The sequence below is a fragment of the Lysinibacillus sp. DFXJR4 genome, assembly GCF_057196045.1.
Genome location: NZ_JBXUNW010000009.1, coordinates 21,506 through 40,667 on the forward strand (window position 1 = coordinate 21,506; position 19,162 = coordinate 40,667).

Annotated in this window: 18 protein-coding genes; 7 read left to right on the forward strand and 11 right to left on the reverse strand. The window is 39.1% G+C overall.

Going from position 1 to position 19,162, the window contains the following annotated elements:
* Positions 1-261: hypothetical protein (locus AC2CGN_RS16825; protein WP_484515063.1), on the forward strand; the 261-nt coding region annotated here is incomplete at its 5' end.
* A gap of 12 nt (positions 262-273) precedes the next feature.
* On the opposite strand, the gene cysP is transcribed toward AC2CGN_RS16825, so the two are convergent.
* Positions 274-1,338: a sulfate permease gene (gene cysP, locus AC2CGN_RS16830; protein WP_484515064.1), complete on the reverse strand. Its 1,065-nt coding sequence runs from the start codon at positions 1,336-1,338 to the stop codon at positions 274-276.
* 12 nt (positions 1,339-1,350) lie between these two features.
* On the reverse strand, positions 1,351-2,052 hold the full coding sequence (locus AC2CGN_RS16835) for a phosphoadenylyl-sulfate reductase (protein WP_484515066.1): 702 nt from the start codon (positions 2,050-2,052) through the stop codon (positions 1,351-1,353).
* 461 nt (positions 2,053-2,513) lie between these two features.
* On the opposite strand from AC2CGN_RS16835, the gene AC2CGN_RS16840 reads away from it, so the two are divergent.
* The 5 genes from AC2CGN_RS16840 (at position 2,514) to AC2CGN_RS16860 (ending at position 9,581) form a co-directional block, all read left to right on the forward strand.
* The gene (locus tag AC2CGN_RS16840; RefSeq protein WP_484515068.1) at positions 2,514-3,566 is read left to right on the forward strand and encodes a sulfate ABC transporter substrate-binding protein; all 1,053 of its coding nucleotides are present in this window, start codon (positions 2,514-2,516) and stop codon (positions 3,564-3,566) included.
* A gap of 11 nt (positions 3,567-3,577) precedes the next feature.
* A complete protein-coding gene (cysT, locus tag AC2CGN_RS16845) occupies positions 3,578-4,408 on the forward strand; it encodes a sulfate ABC transporter permease subunit CysT (protein WP_484515070.1) in 831 nt (276 codons plus the stop codon).
* An 11-nt stretch (positions 4,409-4,419) separates the two neighbouring features.
* The gene (gene cysW / locus AC2CGN_RS16850; RefSeq protein WP_484515072.1) at positions 4,420-5,295 is read left to right on the forward strand and encodes a sulfate ABC transporter permease subunit CysW; all 876 of its coding nucleotides are present in this window, start codon (positions 4,420-4,422) and stop codon (positions 5,293-5,295) included.
* 16 nt (positions 5,296-5,311) lie between these two features.
* A complete protein-coding gene (locus AC2CGN_RS16855; RefSeq protein WP_484515074.1) occupies positions 5,312-6,382 on the forward strand; it encodes a sulfate/molybdate ABC transporter ATP-binding protein in 1,071 nt (356 codons plus the stop codon).
* Positions 6,383-6,782: 400 nt separating this feature from the next.
* Positions 6,783-9,581: an S-layer homology domain-containing protein gene (locus AC2CGN_RS16860; protein ID WP_484515076.1), complete on the forward strand. Its 2,799-nt coding sequence runs from the start codon at positions 6,783-6,785 to the stop codon at positions 9,579-9,581.
* A 71-nt stretch (positions 9,582-9,652) separates the two neighbouring features.
* Here the strand turns inward: AC2CGN_RS16860 and cysI are convergent, their stop codons facing one another.
* The 7 genes from cysI to AC2CGN_RS16895 all read right to left on the reverse strand — a co-directional run bounded on the left by cysI (position 9,653) and on the right by AC2CGN_RS16895 (position 17,095).
* The gene (gene cysI / locus AC2CGN_RS16865) at positions 9,653-11,374 is read right to left on the reverse strand and encodes an assimilatory sulfite reductase (NADPH) hemoprotein subunit (RefSeq protein WP_286924316.1); all 1,722 of its coding nucleotides are present in this window, start codon (positions 11,372-11,374) and stop codon (positions 9,653-9,655) included.
* Positions 11,375-11,391: 17 nt separating this feature from the next.
* Positions 11,392-13,179: an assimilatory sulfite reductase (NADPH) flavoprotein subunit gene (locus AC2CGN_RS16870; protein ID WP_484515078.1), complete on the reverse strand. Its 1,788-nt coding sequence runs from the start codon at positions 13,177-13,179 to the stop codon at positions 11,392-11,394.
* A gap of 86 nt (positions 13,180-13,265) precedes the next feature.
* The gene (locus AC2CGN_RS16875; RefSeq protein WP_283869335.1) at positions 13,266-13,415 is read right to left on the reverse strand and encodes a YezD family protein; all 150 of its coding nucleotides are present in this window, start codon (positions 13,413-13,415) and stop codon (positions 13,266-13,268) included.
* Positions 13,409-14,155 carry a sirohydrochlorin chelatase gene (locus AC2CGN_RS16880; protein ID WP_484515080.1) on the reverse strand — a complete coding sequence of 249 codons (747 nt, stop codon included), beginning with the start codon at positions 14,153-14,155 and terminating at the stop codon, positions 13,409-13,411. The genes AC2CGN_RS16875 and AC2CGN_RS16880 overlap by 7 nt, the downstream gene beginning before the upstream one ends.
* Before the next feature lie 12 nt (positions 14,156-14,167).
* Positions 14,168-14,944 carry a uroporphyrinogen-III C-methyltransferase gene (gene cobA / locus AC2CGN_RS16885; protein ID WP_484515081.1) on the reverse strand — a complete coding sequence of 259 codons (777 nt, stop codon included), beginning with the start codon at positions 14,942-14,944 and terminating at the stop codon, positions 14,168-14,170.
* A 306-nt stretch (positions 14,945-15,250) separates the two neighbouring features.
* Positions 15,251-15,442 (reverse strand): uroporphyrin-III methyltransferase, encoded by a 192-nt coding sequence (locus AC2CGN_RS16890; protein ID WP_286924320.1) that lies wholly within the window; start codon positions 15,440-15,442, stop codon positions 15,251-15,253.
* A 144-nt stretch (positions 15,443-15,586) separates the two neighbouring features.
* Positions 15,587-17,095 carry a leucyl aminopeptidase gene (locus AC2CGN_RS16895; protein ID WP_484515083.1) on the reverse strand — a complete coding sequence of 503 codons (1,509 nt, stop codon included), beginning with the start codon at positions 17,093-17,095 and terminating at the stop codon, positions 15,587-15,589.
* Between the two features lie 121 nt (positions 17,096-17,216).
* Here AC2CGN_RS16895 and AC2CGN_RS16900 point away from each other — a divergent pair, with 121 nt between their 5' ends.
* A complete protein-coding gene (locus AC2CGN_RS16900) occupies positions 17,217-17,699 on the forward strand; it encodes a divergent PAP2 family protein (protein ID WP_283869340.1) in 483 nt (160 codons plus the stop codon).
* A gap of 282 nt (positions 17,700-17,981) precedes the next feature.
* On the opposite strand, the gene AC2CGN_RS16905 is transcribed toward AC2CGN_RS16900, so the two are convergent.
* Complete coding sequence (locus AC2CGN_RS16905; RefSeq protein ID WP_283869341.1) at positions 17,982-18,311, reverse strand: YuiB family protein; 330 nt, start codon at positions 18,309-18,311, stop codon at positions 17,982-17,984.
* 182 nt (positions 18,312-18,493) lie between these two features.
* Positions 18,494-18,991: an NUDIX hydrolase gene (locus AC2CGN_RS16910; RefSeq protein WP_429982852.1), complete on the reverse strand. Its 498-nt coding sequence runs from the start codon at positions 18,989-18,991 to the stop codon at positions 18,494-18,496.
* Between the last annotated feature and the right edge of the window lie 171 nt (positions 18,992-19,162).

Below are 19,162 nucleotides of genomic sequence, written 5' to 3' on the forward strand. Positions count from 1 at the left end.
CCATATTTTGATCAGCTTCCCGTTAATATTGATCAGGTACCGCCTTGTTTTGATCGGCTTTCACCATTATCTGATCAGGTACCGCCATATTTTGATCAGCTTCCTCTAATATTTGATCAGGTACCACCACATTTTGATCGGCCTCCACCGTTATTTGATCAGGCCCTGCCCCGTTTTTTTCAGGTCCCTTCCTTTTTAATCAAATCACCCTCTGTTTTAATCCGCTTCCCCACCATTCCAATCAATTCTCCCATCTTTTAGCCACCCATTGATCTAGATACCTTCGCCAGAGTCGTATATGGAGCTTTCCTCTTCTCGCATAGTTCGCATTAAGCTGATGACACCTAGCGTTCCAACTATAATGCTACCAATTAATACGATGGCGTAGAAATCTTTTTCCAAGAATAGCTGCACTAAAAAATAAGAAATGGCTAATGAAAATATTGGGGATACAATCCAAATTCGGACGATTTTCCTAACAATTTGCTTATGCAAAATCCTTTTTCCATTTTTCGCCATTCCTATACCAATAATAGAGGATGAAGTTACTTGTGTTAATGGTACGGGAAGCCCGAAAATAGAGCTAATACCAACAAGTAGTGCACCTGTGCTGGAAATTAAAATACCTTCTGTTTTCTCGAAACGTACAATCTTCTTCCCATTTGTTTCGAGTACTCGTTTTCCAAGCAGAATGGCACCAAGCGCTACAAATGCCCCACCAAGCCAGATTCCACTCGTCACACTCATCATTCCTGCGCCAACAAGTGGTCCTACTGCATTCGCTACATTATTCATCCCCGCGGAAAATGCTTCAAAAAATCCAGCTAACACAAGGAGAATCGTTAATATCGGTCGATCCTTTAGCAAGCCCTTGATCCTTAATTTATACAGCCATTTTCCAAAGACTAATGCAATGATAAATGCAATAATCGGAACAATCACCCAAAATGACATGATGACAAACAATGATTTTACATATAGCACCTTATAAGCTATCCCTACACCTACGACAGCTCCCACCGTTACTTCACTTGTTGATAATGGGATGCCTAACAGATTAGCCAGAAAGAGCGAGCTTGTTGCAGAAATCAAAATAATAAGAACAATCTTTACAGTGATGTACTCTTGTGGCATAATGCCAGCGCTAATTGTTTTTACTACCTCTCCACCACCAAGAACCGCTCCACTAAAAACACCTATTGCACAAATTAGCAAGGCCTGCCAAGCTTTAGGTATGGCCCCTGCACCGTAAGCGACGCCCATAGAAGCCGCTGCTCCACTAGCACCTATATTTAATGCAAAAAATAGACTAATTGCTATTGCAACATATTCAAGCATCGCAAAGCTCCTTTATTCATGTAACCCACACTCCGTTTTACCAGATCCTTGCCATCTACCTGAACGTAAATCATCCATCGTAAAGGCTGGCTTTGTGCAATGCTCGCAGCCTATGCTCGGATAACCTGTGTCATGCAAAGGATTGTAAGGCAAATGATGCTTTGAGACATATCGCCAAACGTCCTTCCATGTCCAATGAATGAGTGGACAAATTTTAATTGACTTAAATTTATCATCACGATTGATAAAGTTTGTATTTTGACGGGTTGATGATTGTTCACGACGCAAGCCTGAAATCCAAGCTTTTGCACCAGCTAATGATTGATGTAACGGTGTAATCTTTCGAATGTCACAGCATTTATTTGGATTAGACTTCCATAGTTCATCACCATACTGTGCTGCTTGTTGTGCTAACGTAAGCGCTGGCTTTTGCATAATAATGTTTAACTGCGGATATTTTTCTTTCACCCGCTCAATAGTTTCATAGGTTTCTTTAAAATGAACATCTGTATCTAAAAAAATAATTGTAGCATCAGGCTTCACCTTTGAAATTAAATCGACTAAGACGATTCCCTCAATTCCAAAGCTACAAGCATAAACAATCTCCTCTCCATACTCCGCAAAACTCCACTGTAAAACCTCCAGCGCAGCCTTATAGGTTTCATCGATCTTAAAATCCAGTATTGGCTCATGCCAAGTTGCAAATGTTAACATGTTATCCCCCTTATAACGAAAAAAGACGTTCTAACAAAAGACATAGTTATAACATGCCTCATTGCTAAAACGCCTCTAGTTTGACTAGCCAGCTCTTATCTGATGATTGTTTACTGGTATTTGCTACCTTGTTCACAATCATTCTTCTTATTACCAAATATATACTAAATTACACCTAGTAGTCAACTAGGCTTTTTTAAAATTTAAATTATCTTTTTCAACTTTGTTCAACATATGGTGTACGTATCTGTTTTCCTTCCTTGAACTACCACTTTTGATTTTTTCAAAAATTTTCAATCCCTTGTTGACTAATAGGAAATATATGTTTAATGTATAACTAAGATTTGAATCAAACCAATAAAAATGCTGATCAGAGGACTGAAGGCCATCTACTTAGGACGAAATATTTTCGTTCTAAGAGATGGCTTTTTGTGTTTTTAGATCAAAAAGGAGCGATTTTAGTGAAAAAAAGAAAACGATTTTTCCAATCATTAGCACTTATATCCGTGCTGACATTGACCTTAACAGGCTGTGGGACTAAATCATCTGATAGTGATACAGGTGCTTCAGATACACAAAAATCTGTGGAATTATTTAATGTATCCTATGACCCTACTCGAGAGCTATACGATGAATTCAATCAGGATTTTATAAAGAAATGGAAGGATGAAACAGGTCAAGAGGTGACTATCAAGCAATCTCATGGTGGCTCTGGAAAACAGGGAAGAGCTGTTATTGATGGGCTGGATGCTGATGTTGTTACCTTAGCCTTAGCCTACGATATTGATGAGATTGCACAGGCTCGGGATTTATTAAACAAAGACTGGCAAACGGAATTTGAAAACAATTCTACACCTTATACATCTACCATTGTCTTTTTAGTACGTAAGGGCAATCCAAAGGGCATTAAAGACTGGGATGACTTAATAAAGAAAGATGTTTCCGTTATTACGCCAAATCCAAAAACATCTGGTGGTGCCCGTTGGAACTATTTAGCTGCTTGGGCGTATGCTGGGAAATTATATAACAACGATGAAACAAAAATAAAAGAATTTATGAATGCTTTATATAGCAATGTGGAGGTACTTGATTCAGGTGCTCGTGGCGCAACAACAACCTTTGTTGAGCGTGAAATTGGAGATGTCCTAATTGCTTGGGAAAATGAAGCCTATTTATCACTCAATGAATTAGGAGATGATGAATTTGAGATTGTCACACCTTCTTTAAGTATTTTAGCTGAGCCTCCTGTTGCAATTGTTGACAAGATTGTTGATAAAAAAGGGACACGTGAAGTAGCCGAAGCATATCTAAAGCATTTATATAGTGATGCTGGGCAAGAAATTGCTGCAAAAAACTACTATCGACCAAGAAATGAAGAAATTCTAGCAAAATATCAAGATCAGTTTCCACAACTTGAGCTCGTTTCCATCGATGATTTCGGAGGCTGGGCTAAAGCACAAGCAAAACATTTTAAAGATGAAGGTACATTTGACGAAATTTATGTACCTCAATAAGGAGGCATGTTATGACTAGTTTAACGGTTAATAAAAAGCGTCGCATCATTCCAGGCTTCCATCTTTCACTTGGTTACACCATGCTCTATGTTAGCTTGCTAGTTTTATTGCCGCTTTCTATGATTCTTATTCATACACTATCCTTAAGCTGGGCAGAGTTTGTTGATATTGTGACTGCTCCTCGGGCTGTCGCTTCTTATAAAGTAAGCTTCAGCACTGCGCTCGCTGCTGGTTTACTGAATGTTGTTTTTGGCACCATTATTACTTGGGTGCTTGTCCGCTACCAATTTCCCTTTAAACGCATTATTGATGGACTTGTTGATTTACCGTTCGCTTTACCAACTGCTGTTGCAGGAATAGCCTTAACATCACTTTATGCACCCAATGGCTGGATTGGTCAATTTTTCAGTTTCAAAATTGCTTTTACACCGCTTGGTATTATCATCGCCCTAACATTTATTGGGCTACCATTTGTCGTGCGTACAGTACAACCTGTTTTACAGAATATTAGTGCGGAAGTCGAGGAGGCCTCTGCAAGTCTTGGTGCAACACGCTTACAAACCTTTGGAAAAGTCATTTTACCCGAGCTTGCTCCTGCTATTTTGACAGGCTTTTCACTAGCTTTTGCACGAGCGCTTGGAGAGTATGGTTCGGTTGTTTTTATCGCTGGAAATATGCCAATGAAAACCGAAATTACACCGTTAATTATTATGACAAAGCTAGAACAATATGATTACGCTGGTGCTACAGCCATAGCATTAGTTATGCTCATTACATCATTCATTCTCTTATTTAGCATAAATATCATACAATGGCTAGCAAATCGTCGCTTTGTACAGTAGGAGGTATATATATGGAACAATCTACAGTTATTCAGCAAGCTGCTCCTGAAAAAAATAAAGCCATAGCGAAGTCTTCAGCCTTACAAGAACCCCACTTCGTAAGATATACGTTGACATTTATTGCACTAGCTTTTTTAGGGTTTTTTATTGTTTTGCCACTAGTATCTATTTTCATTAGTGCCTTTCAAAAAGGCGTAGACGTGTATATGGCAGCTATCACACACCCAGATGCATTAGCAGCTATCAAATTAACTTTAACCGTTGTAGTGATTGCTGTCCCATTAAACGCAATTTTTGGTATTATGGCTGCCTGGGCATTAACGAAATTTAATTTTAAAGGGAAAAATTTATTACTAACAATTGTCGATCTTCCTTTTGCTGTATCCCCTGTTATCGCAGGCTTGATATTTATTTTGTTATTTGGTTCACAGGGTCTATTTGGTGATTGGCTCTTTGAAAATGATATTAAGATTGTTTTTGCGCTTCCTGGGATTGTGCTTGCTACTATTTTTGTTACGTTGCCCTTTGTCGCAAGGGAACTCATTCCTCTTATGCAGACACAGGGAACCTCTGAGGAGGAGGCCTCTATTTCACTTGGCGCAGGTGGCTTTAAAACATTTTGGCATGTGACATTACCAAATATCAAATGGGGCTTATTATACGGGCTTATTTTATGTAATGCTCGAGCAATCGGTGAGTTTGGTGCAGTTTCTGTTGTTTCAGGTCATATACGAGGGATGACAAATACTATGCCACTTCATATTGAAATTTTATATAATGAGTACCAATTTGCGGCAGCCTTCGCCGTTGCTTCACTAATGAGCGTCATTGCCATCATTACACTTATCGTGAAAGATATTATTGCTTGGAAATCAAAATCTGTTTAAAGGAGGCATTGCCATTATGAGCATTCAAATAAAAAACGTTTCAAAAAAGTTTGGTTCCTTTCAAGCTTTACAGGATATTTCCCTCCATATTCAATCCGGTGAACTCGTTGCCCTTCTTGGTCCATCTGGTTCAGGGAAAACTTCTTTACTACGTGTAATTGCTGGTCTGGAGACCTCCGATGTTGGCGAAATTTTATTTGACGATCAAGCAATTACAGACCGACATCCTAAGGAACGAAATGTAGGCTTTGTGTTCCAGCATTATGCCCTTTTTCGACATATGACCGTATTTGATAATGTTGCCTATGGTCTTAAAGTACGTCCTCGTAAAACAAGGCCCTCAAAATCAGAAATTAAAGAAAAAGTGATGGAGCTATTACGCCTTGTTAAACTGGAAAATTTCGCTGAGCGTTTACCCACACAGCTTTCAGGTGGACAACGTCAGCGTGTGGCACTGGCTAGAGCACTTGCTGTGGAGCCAAAAGTACTTTTATTAGATGAACCCTTTGGTGCACTAGATGCTAAAGTAAGAAAAGAGTTACGTAGATGGTTACGAAAACTTCATGATGATTTCCACATTACAAGTATATTTGTCACACATGATCAAGAGGAGGCGCTAGATGTAGCAGATCGTATTGTTGTGATGAACAATGGTCAAATTGAGCAAATTGGTAGTCCAGATGAGGTTTATACAAACCCTAAAAGCCCATTTGTTTATGATTTTTTAGGCAATGTAAATATTTTTAAAGGACGCTTACATAATGGTAAATTAACACATGGTGAATTTGCTATTGATGTACCGGACTCACATGCACACACCCAGGATGATGCTATTGGCTACGTTCGCCCACATGATATTCAAATTGAAAAAACGGCTGTTACAGGTACAGTTCCTGTCAAAATAAATCACATTCATTTGCTTGGCCCAATCGTACAAATTGAGTTACGCCATGAGGATATTGGCGAATTTTTAGAAGCCGAATTGTCAAAAGAGCAATTTTTTTCCCTAGAACTTAAAATCGGTGATCAAGTATATGTAAAACCAAAGCAACTAAAAGTCTTTATCCCTGATGATTTCTCCATATAAAATTTACTTTCAAGCCGCTCTTTTTAATAAGAGTAGGCTTATTTTTATAAAAACATGCCTTTCTACTTACTTTTCATAATTTACTATTTTTTTAACCTAATTTTAACCTCTCTCCTCTATAGTAGAAGAGAACCAATTTCACAACTTCCGATAACTGGTGTGGAAATTTATTTTTTATTGTCGCAATCTATTTTCGGGATTGTTTGTTTTCCAAATAAATCCTTTTAAACCTTACCCATATTAAAGATATAGACAACTATGATTTATGGTTCAGTGAAACAATTCTGTAGGCTATTTTGCATTCAAAAGATTAGCACTCTTTTAGACTCATTCTTTCAAATGGTTAAAACAATGAAGCATATTCCGTAGAGAGGGCAATCAACAAAAGAAGGAGGAAAAAATGGAGCAAATCAAGAAAATTATGGCACGGTTATTAGCATCGTTCATACTTTTATTCATGCTAATATCTGGACCTATTACAAATGTATCTGCATCTACACAACCATGTGTAACCATCGGAGATCAATCAAATTCAAATTATAGCAGCCTTAATCTAGGTTATTTCGATAGCCTAACTCAGACCTTTACAGCCAAACATACGACTAATTTAACCGCCCTGGATATTTATTTGCAGCATGACCTTGCTGGGAGTGAAGTATGGGTCGAATTATTATCTCTATCTGGAGATGATTTGTCACTCGGAACGGTAATTGCTCAGACAAGCAGCATGATACAAGGTACTGGGTGGAGAACGATGAATTTTCCAGCATCTGTTTCGCTTGTCGCTGGACAGAAATATGCGGTCAAGGTCTATCAGGTTAGTGGAAACAATCTCGTAACCATGCTGTCTGTTTCAGCAAAAGAATATATGGACGGTATCTTTTATGTAGAAAAGGATGCTGTACGCCAGGTCAGCAATGGGGAAAACATGAGATTAAGACTGTATATGAGTAAAGGAGATCCTAACAGAGCTACAGCAAATTTGAGCGGCTTAACATTGACGGACAATGTACTCCGTTTTGAAAGTGATCCAGACAATTTAAAATACTTGGTCATCACTCTCCCAAGTGCTTCTACTATTACGCTGACACCAATATTAGAGACCCCCGCAGATTCATATTTGGAGATTAACGGGCGTTCAGGAATAAGTGGAACTCCTTATCCGATATCCGTGAATGAGGGGCTAAATAATATTGATTTCACTGTTATAAAAGGAGATTGTACCGAAAAGAAAACATATACAGTCAATGTCGTGAAGGATACGATAGCACCTACAATTACAGGCACAATTACACCTCAACCAAACGCAGCAGGATGGAATAACAGTGATGTAAATGTACGTTGGACTGTAAATGATAGTGCTTCTGGAATTGATCCTATGACGATACCTAGTGATAGGATTCTAACTGCTGAAGGTGACAGTCTGCAAGTCACGGGAACTGTGAAAGACAAGGCTGGAAATAGTGCGACCGAAACGGTAAGAATTAAAATTGATCGTACACCTCCAACCATAAATGGAGAGGCAACTAAGCCCCCTATTTCTACTGGTTGGTACAATGGGGATGTAATTATAAGCTGGACAGTCTCTGATGCGCTTTCAGGGATTGATCCATCTACTTCACCAAGCAACAACGTTATTACAGGAGAAGGTGACAATTTATTTGTGACGACAAGCGTAAGCGATAATGCTGGAAACAGCACAAATGCAACGGTTAGTGGGATTAGGATTGATCGCACTGCACCAGTGACGACAATTGTACCGCCTGTCCTTTTATCAAACGGTACTACGAGGCTGACACTAACTGCAACTGACACCCTGTCTGGAGTAAAGCAGACTTTTTACCAGATAGATAATGGGAATATAGAAACTGGGAATATCGTCGACTTTAAAACAGATGGAAGTTTTGTATTAAAGGCTTGGAGCGAAGACAATGCGGGCAACGTGGAGCAAGCACAAAGTATTCAGGTGGATGTGGATCAGACCCCACCTTACTTTATACAAAATTATCCTAGGTTAGGGTTAATCGGAGAGACTACTGCTGATTTACTTCTTAAAACAAATGAATCAGGTCACGTCTTCTACACGGTTGTCTCTAACGGAATAGCTCCAACTGCTGCACAGGTTAAGGCAGGAACAGATGCATTAGGAAATTTACTCTCTGCCAACCTGCGAGGAAGTGTTGCTATGGCAGGAAATAGCGAAGAAAAAATAAGCCTGTCAGGACTGCAAAAATCAACGAAATACACTATTTATTTAGTAACGGAAGATCAAAAGAGTAACCTTATGCAAAATGTCAAAGCTCTTTCGTTAACAACATCTACTCCACCATCAGCTAATAGCTATACGGTATCCTTCGAGTCAAACGGCGGAAGTATTGTAACCGATCAAAGTGTTTTGTATAACACAACTTTAAAAGAGCCAGTAACTACAAAAGAAGGTTATACATTCGGAGGATGGTACAAAGATACAGCCTTTACAAATACATGGGATTTTACTAAAGATGTCGTAACGGAACGGATAATTTTGTACGCAAAATGGATTATGAATAATAGTTCAGGTGGTGGGTATATTCCAAACCCTGAGCCAAATCCAATACCAATACCAATACCAGTTGAATCACCAATTACAGAACAATCTGTCCCAACACCTGAAGAACCCGAGCAACCTGTAGGAATGAAACCCACTTATCGCTTCACTGATATTTCTAACAATTGGGCAAGGGATATGATCGAGGACATCGCAGGGCGTGGTATTATCACTGGTTATCCAGATGGCACATTCAGACCGAACGAATCAATAAAACGACAACATATTGCAATCATGCTTACACGTGCATTTGAGCTAACAACTAAACGTGAAGCTGTGCCATTTAGTGATGTCCCACAAAGCCATCCATACTATGATTCTATAACGAAACTTCAACAAGCCGGAATAGTAGATGGATCAAACGGTGCATTTAATCCAAACGCATCGATGACCCGTGCTCAAATGGCAAAGATTCTCGTCCTTGCATTTGGTTTAACACCTGAAGGAACAACTACATTCCAAGATGTTCCTGCCACGCAATGGAGCTATGACTATATATCCGCACTCGCCGATTCTGGTATAGCATTAGGCTATAATGGTAACTTTAAACCCGATGAGCCAGTGACACGAGCACAATTCGTGGCATTTATGTATCGGGCACTGAACCTATAAATTGAAATACGCTACAAAGCCTTTGACTAGACTTTGTAGCGTATAGTTGTTTTAATCCTTCTCATTCCCTCTTATTGATGATGAAATTGTCTTCCATCATAGACTGCTGTTACATAGCCAGCTCGAATCACAAAATCACCAAAATGCTCGCCCTCTAACCGTTCCTTGGCAAAGTGCAGAAGTATTGGACGGAGCTCTGCTAAAATCTCCTCTTCACCAATATTTTCACGATAGATTTTATTAAGGCGATTTCCTGTAAAGCTTGCTCCGAGATACATATTGTACTTTCCTGGTCCTTTGCCAATAAAGCCAATTTCAGCCATAGCAGCTCGCGAACAACCATTAGGACAGCCAGACATCCGAATAACGATTTCCGTTTCGTTTAAGCCAGCCTCATCAATGATGGTTTCAATTTTTGTAATCAAGGAAGGCAAATAGCGCTCTGCTTCAGCCATGGCTAATCCGCATGTTGGTAACGATACACAAGCAATAGAATTTCGTCGTAAGGCAGAATAATGTGCACCATCAGTTAGCCTATATTCTTCAATAAGAGCTGCAATCTTTTTCTTCTTTTGCGGAGTTACATTGCCAATCATTAAATTTTGGTTTGGTGTTAGGCGGAAATCACCCGTGTGTACCTTCGCAATTTCCCGTAGCCCTGTTAGCAGCTGGTAATCTTCAAAATCCTTAATACGCCCATTTTGAATAAATAACGTATAATGCCATTTCCCCTCTGCCCCTTTTATCCAGCCAAATTCATCACCTGTACGTTCAAATGTAAATGGACGTGCCTCTTGAATATCCCAGCCTAGACGACGTGTTAGCTCTTCGTTAAACCAATCAAGCCCTCTTGCATCAATTGTATATTTAAAGCGAGCATTTTTACGTACGGAACGATTGCCATAATCGCGTTGAATCGTAATAATTTTTTCCGCCGTTTCCAGTAATTTATCAGGTGTGATAAAGCCAATAACTCGAGCAAGCTGTGGGTATGTTTCATGATCACCATGTGTCATGCCCATTCCACCACCTACTGCAACGTTAAAGCCCACTAACTTACCTTCCTCAACTATCGCAATTAAACCGATATCTTGTGAAAATACATCCACATCATTGCTTGGAGGAACAGCTATACCAATCTTAAATTTACGTGGTAAATACAATGCACCATAAATTGGTTCAATTTCTTCCTCTTGACTATCCACTACCTTTTCACCATCTAGCCAAAGCTCATGATATGCTCGTGTTCTAGGAAGTAAATGCTCGCTTAACTTTGCAGACCAATTGTAGATTTCCTCATGTAATGCTGATTGATTTGGATTGACGTTACACATAACATTACGGTTTACATCCCCACAGGCTGCAAGAGAATCCAATAATACATCGTTAATTTCCTGCATATATTTTTTGACATTCCATTTTAAAATACCGTGTACCTGAAATGCCTGACGTGTTGTTAATTTTAAGGAACCATTGCCATACTTTCTTGCCATTTCATCCATTACTAGCCACTGGGCTGGTGTAGCTGCTCCACCTGGTGTACGGACACGCACCATAAATTGATAAGCAGGCTCTAGCTTTTGACGTTGTCGTTCATTACGAAGATCACGATCATCTTGTAAATAACTGCCATGGAATTTCATCAGTCGGTTATCATCCTCTGGAATTCCTGAACTTAATGGGTTATTCATCGTACGTTCAAGTGTTCCACGCAGATAATTACTTTCACTTTTTATACGCTCTACATCACTAGGGTTTCCTGGTTGTGGAGGTAAAATAATTTTTCCTGTCATGTATCTTCTCTCCTTTATTAATAAACATCACGTTGATAGCGATTTTGTTGTTTTAGTTCATTGACAAAGGCTTTCGCTTCCTCTGGCGTTTTTTGTCCTTGTTGCTCTATCAGACGATGTATTGTGGCATCTACATCTGCCGCCATCGTTTTTTCATCACCACATACGTAAATAACTGCCCCTTGCTCCAACCATTCATAAAAAGCTGCTGCATTTTCCTCAATTTTATGTTGCACATAGATTTTTTTATCAGTGTCTCGTGAAAAGGCTACATCCATTTGCGTTAGTGTGCCAGAAGCAAGCCAACGTTGCCAGTCTGTTTGATACAGAAAATCTGTCACAAAATGCTGATCACCCAAAATTAACCAAGCCTTTCCTTCAATCCCTAGCTCCTCACGTTCCTCTAAAAATGCCCGATATGGAGCCACACCTGTACCCGCACCAATCATGATAATTGGCGTGTCCTGCTTCTCTGGTAATCTAAAATTAGGATTTTTATGCACATAAATTGGTAATGTATCACCAATTTGAATACGCTCTGTAATGCTACCAGAGCAAACGCCAAGACGTTGACGTCCATTTGTCTCATAGCTTACTTTCCCTATTGTTAAGTGCACCTCTTCATTATTCGCCTTTTGACTACTAGCAATGGAGTAAAGTCGTGCGGGAATTTTACGCAACAACTCTACGAATTGCTGTGCATTCCATGAAAATGGCGCAAAATCCTCCGCAACATCCAGTAAATCTCTTCCCCTTGCATAGTCTTTCCATGCGTTAGCGTCTTCTACTAACTTTGTAAATTCCTTATGCACTGTATAAGTACTAATTTTTTGTAATAATGGCTTGGATAGTGCCGTTATTTCAAGCTTCTTTTGCAATGCTTCCCTTATTGATAATTTTTCATCAAAGACATTTACCTCAGTTTGTGGATCAAACTGTAGTGCCGTTAATAAAGCATCAACTAATTTTTCATCGTTTTCTGGTAAAATACCGATACTATCTCCAGGCTCAAAGTAGAAATTTGCCCCCTCAATGGCTAATTCAATATGACGCGTCTCTTTGTTGGAGCCCCTGCCATTTAAATTAATGCTTTCTAGCACCTCAGCATAAAAAGGATTTTTTCGAGAATATGTAGAATCTCCCAGTACGATCTGATTTGATGCCTCTACTGTAGCCGCTACATCAGCCTGCTGCAGGAGCTCCTTCTGAACAGCTGAGAACCATTGTGCTGCTGCATCATCATAATCCACATCACATTCTGTGCGAGGAACAATTTGAGTAGCCCCCAATTTGGCAAATTGCTCATCGAAATCTTTTCCTGTTTTACAGAAGAATTCATAGGAGCTGTCCCCTAAAGCTAAAACCGAGTAGTGTAAATTTTCTAGTTTTGGAGCGCGCTTACTATGCAAAAATTCATAGAACTGTATGGCCTGATCAGGTGGATCTCCTTCACCATGTGTGCTAACAATCAATAAGAGATTTGTAAGCTTTTTTAAATTATTTGGTTTAAATTTTCCTAATGATGAAACTGTCACATCTACATCATTGCTTTTCAATACGGACGCATATTTTTCGGCTAGACCCTGGCTGTTGCCTGTTTGTGAACCATATAAAATCATCACTGTTTTAGTGATTGGTGTTACCGTTGACGTTACTTCCTCAGCTTTAGTATTGATTGTTGCTAGCGGTGCACTTAAATAACCGTTTAGCCAAATCCTCTGCTCACCAGTTAGTTTTGGGAGCAGCTCATTTAATAGCTTTACCTGCTCCTCATTAAATGGACTGTTTATTACTTGCAGTTTCAAAGCTTGCCACCTCACGTATTCGTATCATTTTTGTTCTTTTTCTTCGTTGAGTTGGCGCCAAACCTTATTTGGCTGGCGCTATTTTTTCATCGAAGTCTTATTTTTTCCTTTTTTTCAATTTGGACCACATAGGAATTTTGGATAATTAAAGTAATTGATCCATGACTCACAGTATTTAAAATCTGACGGACATTATCTAACGCTAAATTTACATTTTCAGTCCTTTTATCTACCATGACAGAACACCTTCCTTATGACATGCTAGTAATTCGGCAATACGTTCCACTAAAACTTTCCTTACATTATCGTCGTAGCCTAAGCTTTCACATAATGTGATAGTTCGACCCTCATATTCTTGCAGGCGCTTTGTTATACTTTGTCGAAGAATTCCTGTAAACAATAAGTACGGCACGATAAATACTTGATTAGTCTTATTTTTCTTTTGCTGTAGCCATTCCTCAAAAGTTGGACCTACTCCATACAAAAAGCATGTGTCTACGGCTGTATAACCATATTTGTCACGTAGCCTTGCTGCGATTTTAGCTAAATCGCTCTTGACTACTGGATCGCTACTCCCACGACCAATTAGTAAAACATTTGCATGATTAGTAGGTAATTTTGTTTCTAAAATCCTAGTGTGTAGTGTATCAATTAATAATTCATGGACACCAAGTGGTTCACCGTATGTAAATTCTACATGTGGATGCTGTTTTTTCGCTTTTTCGATTTCACTTGGAATATCCTGTTTTGCATGCTGTGCAGCTAGCAATAAAATAGGCATAATCGCAATTGCTGTAGCCCCTCGTTTAATACAGTTACCGATTCCTTCAGCAATGGTGGGTACCGCCAATTCTAGGAAACAGATTTCTTGAATTGGTATATCAATCTCCAGTTGTACGCTCGTTAGAAAGGCAATGGCTTGCTCTACACCTTCCTTTACTCGACTGCCATGAGCAATATATAAAATAGCTTGCATACATCCACATCCTTACACAGAATTTTTTACTAACTGCGGCTGTGGAACGCTTTGCTCAAACCATTGAATGGATTCCCTCAATGTAACAACCTTTCCCACTACAATAATGCTTGGATTTTGGATATTTTCTCGTTGTGCAACCTTTTCTATAGTTGCTAAGGTACCCATAACTGTCTTTTGCCGAGAAAGTGTTCCCCAATGTATAAGTGCTACAGGCGTATCTTCATCGCGACCATACTTAAGCAGCTGCTGACGAATATAAGGAAGATTACCAACCCCCATATAAATTGCAATTGTATCAATTCCTTTTGCAAGGCTTTCCCATTGTATGGCATCGTCCTTGCCCTCTCTCATATGACCTGTAACCATCGCAAAACTTGAGCTTAAATCACGATGTGTAACTGGTATTCCCGCATAGGCTGGTGCTGCTATCCCAGAAGAAATGCCGGGGACAATTTCAAATGGAATATTATGCTGAGCAAGCACCTCTGCTTCCTCTGCCCCTCTGCCAAAAACGAAAGGGTCACCTCCCTTTAATCTCGTCACAATTTTTCCCTGCTGTGCATAGCTGACAATTGATTGATTTATATGCTCCTGTATCATGGCATGTTGCTGAGGCAGTTTACCGCAAAAGATAAGTTGAGCGTCCTTTTTAACATAAGCAAGCAACTCTTTATTAATGAGTCTGTCATACAGGATGACATCCGCACATTCGATACACCGTAATCCTTTGACAGTGATTAAATCCACATCCCCAGGACCAGCACCTACGATAAAAACTTTACCCATTTCATTTCACTCCTTCTCGTCTCTTGTTAGAGATAGAAAAAAGACTCATATTATCCATGGGCATAGTGATGCCAATGAACAATAAGAGCCTCTAGTTTGCTAGTCAGCTACCAATTTTCAATTCTTAGTAATATAATAAGAATAATAAATAATTTAGTATATTCTGTCAACAGTTTATTTCATGCCATTTTAATGATTTTTTCAAGAACAATAACAATTAACAGTCATGAAAACATTTACAAATTAAGAAAAAACCAGTTGCCGATTTAATCTCGACAACTGGTTCACATATTTCACTTATTCAGCTTAAAAAGGTCTACGATATCGTGGTGGAAATGGTCGACCTGGACGGAAATACGGTCCTGGTGGAAATGGACGAGGATAAAATGGTGGATATGGTCTAAATTGTGATCCAAGAAAACTTCCTAAAAAGCCTCCAAAAAACGGTGCACCGAATGGCCAAAAGCCTCCTCCTGGATAACCTCCGAAAAATGGCATAAGCTACCTCCCTTTTTACTTTATCGTATGTTGGGAGGGCACTTCTATCACATGTACATCGCCTAAGCTAATTAACATTAGCGAGGAATAGCTTATCTACTATCAATTTCACTACCTAAATAAGTTACATTCACCGAAACGTTTTTATTTCTCTTCCCCTAATCGTTGCACAAAGTTTGCAATAGTTCTTACCATGACACCTGTACCACCTTTTGGACCTAAATCATGGACAGCAACTGCATCAGATGTGCCAGCGATGTCTAAATGAATCCATGGTGTATCGCCAACAAACTCACCAACAAAGCCTCCACCGAAAATCATATGTCCATCTCGACCTGGAGAATTATTCAAATCAGCAACATCTGATTTACGAATTCGTTTTTTATCATTTTCCGTTAAAGGCATGCGCCATACAAATTCATCTGTTTCTTGTGAAGCTTCCATAAAAGCAGCAAAGAATTCATCATCATTCGATAATGCCCCAGTTTTATCCATACCAAGTGCTGTAATCACTCCACCTGTTAATGTCGCTACATCAATAAGCGAAGTTGCACCTTGCTGTTTAGCATAGGTAGTAGCATCCGCTAATACTAAGCGTCCCTCAGCATCCGTATTTAATATTTCGACTGTTTTACCACTATATGTTGTAATGACATCATCAGGTTTAAAGGCTGTAGCCGACACCATATTATCAGTAGAACCAATAACAGCTACAACATTTTTATTTGGACGTAATTCACCGATAATTTTCATGGAGCCAAGCACTGCTGCAGCACCGCCCATATCACCCTTCATGCCTACCATTGAATCCTTTGGCTTTAAGGAGTAGCCACCTGTATCATATGTAACGCCTTTCCCTACAAGACCAATTGGATCCTCAAAGTTTTCAGTAGCCTTATATTTTAATGTGATTAAACGAGGTTCTTCATGGGAGCCTTGATTAACACATAAAATACCACCCATACCAAGCTCCTCTAATTGTGCCTTATTTAAAATCTCAACTTCAAAATCGTATTTTATGGCAAGAGATTCCGCATAATTAGCCAAGTCTGTTGGTGTCAGAAGATTCGGTGGCAAATTAATTAAGCTTCGTGCTTCGTTTACTGCATCTGCATAAATAATCCCTACCTCAAAGCTTGCCACAACCTCATCAATGTCACTAGCTTTCGTTACTAGATGAATAGCCTCAATGCGCTTATCGACTTCATTTGATGTTGTTTTGTAATGAGGAATTGCATAATAACCAAGACCTGTTCCCTCACCAGCTAAAAATGCAACATCAGCAACAGTAATATCTTCTGTCGTAAAGGATTCAAGCCAAATCGAATATTCCTTAACCTTTAAGGCTCTTAGCTCCTTACCTACTAAACCAAACGCTGCACGTATATCGCTCTCTGTTAGATTTTTACGTTCATCTAATCCCACAAATAAAATACGTTTAAGAGTAGTGTGATCTTTCAAAAGTGGCAATTTCGTTAATTTTTTTAGCTCTGTCGATACGTCCCCTGCGCTTAGCCACGCATTAATGGAATCTCCGTAAAATGATGAAAAGCTTCCCCAATCCTGCATTTGTTCACGATGTTTTGTGACCCCTACCACCAACACTTCAGTAGAAATCGTTTCAAATGTTTTTGCTTCTTTTACAATATGCATGTTCATTCCTCCATTCATTCTTCATTATACCTAAGTTTCAGAAAACGCGTAATCATTGGCTATAGCTTCTTTTAGAAAATAATGAATGTTATAATAAAGGCAATTATAAGTGAAGGTTGTGATGATTATGAGTTTACTTCAAAATACCCCTTTACTCGTTGCCCTCTTTGCAGTTCTCTTTGCACAGTTTGTCAAAATTCCAATTCATTTTTTAATGACCAGACAAATTAAATGGGGACTGTTTACTTCCACTGGAGGAATGCCTAGCTCACATTCTGCTTCCGTTACAGGACTTACAACCTCAATTGCCTATGAAACTGGCTTAAATTCCCCAATTTTTGCTGTCGCTGCTATGTTTTCATTTATCGTTATGTATGATGCAAGTGGTGTTCGTTATCAGGCAGGTCAACATGCAGCCATCCTAAATCAGCTACGGAAGGATTTTCAAACATTGCTTCATGATTTAAAGAAATGGCCACAAATGGATGGGCAAGAAAAAATGGAAGAGCTGAAAACATTGCTAGGTCACAAGCGAAGCGAGGTTTTTTTCGGGGCACTAACAGGAATTTTTATCGCCATCATCACCTACCAATTCCTATTATAAAAAGGACACTTCTTCAAGATGGGGCTGTGTTAGAAAATCAATTTCGCCTTGGCGTAATTGCGTCCGGATTTTGAATTGTGCCCGCACAATTCATTCCTCTGAAAATCCGTGACATCCGCCGGAGGCTTTATCTTCATTCAGTAGGTGTTTGGACACCCACTGAAAAGGAATCTAAACCACTTTCAACTCACCACCTGTAGAGGTGGTAGTCTTCTGCTGAATGAAGATAAAAAATCAGTATTTATCTCTACATCAATGCATAGAGATAAATACTGAAGCTTGTTAAAACATTCGATATCCACTTTTTCGTAAATAAATCATGACAATCCCAGCTACAATAGAACCTGCAAAGCCACCAGATAGAATAGCAATATCTACAAATTGCAATGCTTGTAATTTATCGATCAAAGCTGGAAACGCAGAGCCAGGCTTGAAAATATAATCTAAAAAGCTTACATCATCGACAATGAAAATAACAACGATTGGATACACAATTGCCATTAACCATGTCATGCGCAGAAGCATATTTAATAAAAACCCGATACCAAAGAACATGACGAAAAATAACAAAATTGAAATGATTAGCTGAACTAATGAAACTGGACCATCCATGTATGTATAACCTCCGTTTTCCTCTCACTAGTTTACATGATTACGACAACGCTTTCAATGAACATAGCCTTGTTTTCGCTTGTTCGTCATATTTAGGAAAATCATTTCGATTCTGCTATGCCTAACATTTAATAGAAGAGTAAGGATTCTTTACAGCTCCAAATATCCGTCTCCCTCCATTATCATTTTTTAAAGAATAATCGATAGGAGGAGTAGCCAAAAACATCGCCTGGATTAATGCCCTCAATCCCCTGCAATTGGTGTTTTTCAAATTGATTGGAGGCCATCTCTCTTAACATAACGGATGTCATTTCATCTTGTGCCAGCTCTTGTGGATACATCCATCTTGCTTCTAACAATTCATTTTCTTGTATACAAATCAGCTGTTGCTCATCTATCATTCGACAATAGAAAATGGCCATATTATCACTAATTTCACCCCGAATAACACCTGTACGAAAACCAATTAAGCCAGATACATAACAATCAATGCCTGTTTCTTCTTTTAATTCTCTGACAACAGCCTCATCCACCGTTTCACCCGCATTGACAAATCCAGCTGGCAATGACCATCTTCCCTTTAAGCCACTATATGCTTTTTTTACAACTAACCATTGACCAAGTTCATTGACAGCAACTCCAGCAACACCTAACCAAACTTTCCCTCTATCCTTTTTCATCACATTCACCTCTTATATCAATATTATAACGGCTCATTTTCTATACGGTGAAGCATTAATTCAGAATTTTTAGTGCTTAGCAAAACAATTTGTCTAAAACACAAAAAGTCGATTTGCATCATATTTTTGGCAGCAAATCGACTTTTTCTGTGCCCTTCATAATCAAAGGAG

What these genes read in the sequence shown, in the direction of transcription:
- cysP (WP_484515064.1), bottom strand. Translation starts at nt 1,338, where the DNA reads ATGCTTGAATATGTTGCAATAGCAATTAGTCTATTTTTTGCATTAAAT.
- AC2CGN_RS16835 (WP_484515066.1), bottom strand. Translation starts at nt 2,052, where the DNA reads ATGTTAACATTTGCAACTTGGCATGAGCCAATACTGGATTTTAAGATC.
- cysT (WP_484515070.1), top strand. Translation starts at nt 3,578, where the DNA reads ATGACTAGTTTAACGGTTAATAAAAAGCGTCGCATCATTCCAGGCTTC.
- cysW (WP_484515072.1), top strand. Translation starts at nt 4,420, where the DNA reads ATGGAACAATCTACAGTTATTCAGCAAGCTGCTCCTGAAAAAAATAAA.
- AC2CGN_RS16855 (WP_484515074.1), top strand. Translation starts at nt 5,312, where the DNA reads ATGAGCATTCAAATAAAAAACGTTTCAAAAAAGTTTGGTTCCTTTCAA.
- AC2CGN_RS16860 (WP_484515076.1), top strand. Translation starts at nt 6,783, where the DNA reads ATGGAGCAAATCAAGAAAATTATGGCACGGTTATTAGCATCGTTCATA.
- cysI (WP_286924316.1), bottom strand. Translation starts at nt 11,374, where the DNA reads ATGACAGGAAAAATTATTTTACCTCCACAACCAGGAAACCCTAGTGAT.
- AC2CGN_RS16875 (WP_283869335.1), bottom strand. Translation starts at nt 13,415, where the DNA reads ATGGTAGATAAAAGGACTGAAAATGTAAATTTAGCGTTAGATAATGTC.
- AC2CGN_RS16880 (WP_484515080.1), bottom strand. Translation starts at nt 14,155, where the DNA reads ATGCAAGCTATTTTATATATTGCTCATGGCAGTCGAGTAAAGGAAGGT.
- cobA (WP_484515081.1), bottom strand. Translation starts at nt 14,944, where the DNA reads ATGGGTAAAGTTTTTATCGTAGGTGCTGGTCCTGGGGATGTGGATTTA.
- AC2CGN_RS16890 (WP_286924320.1), bottom strand. Translation starts at nt 15,442, where the DNA reads ATGCCATTTTTCGGAGGTTATCCAGGAGGAGGCTTTTGGCCATTCGGT.
- AC2CGN_RS16895 (WP_484515083.1), bottom strand. Translation starts at nt 17,095, where the DNA reads ATGCATATTGTAAAAGAAGCAAAAACATTTGAAACGATTTCTACTGAA.
- AC2CGN_RS16900 (WP_283869340.1), top strand. Translation starts at nt 17,217, where the DNA reads ATGATTATGAGTTTACTTCAAAATACCCCTTTACTCGTTGCCCTCTTT.
- AC2CGN_RS16905 (WP_283869341.1), bottom strand. Translation starts at nt 18,311, where the DNA reads ATGGATGGTCCAGTTTCATTAGTTCAGCTAATCATTTCAATTTTGTTA.
- AC2CGN_RS16910 (WP_429982852.1), bottom strand. Translation starts at nt 18,991, where the DNA reads ATGAAAAAGGATAGAGGGAAAGTTTGGTTAGGTGTTGCTGGAGTTGCT.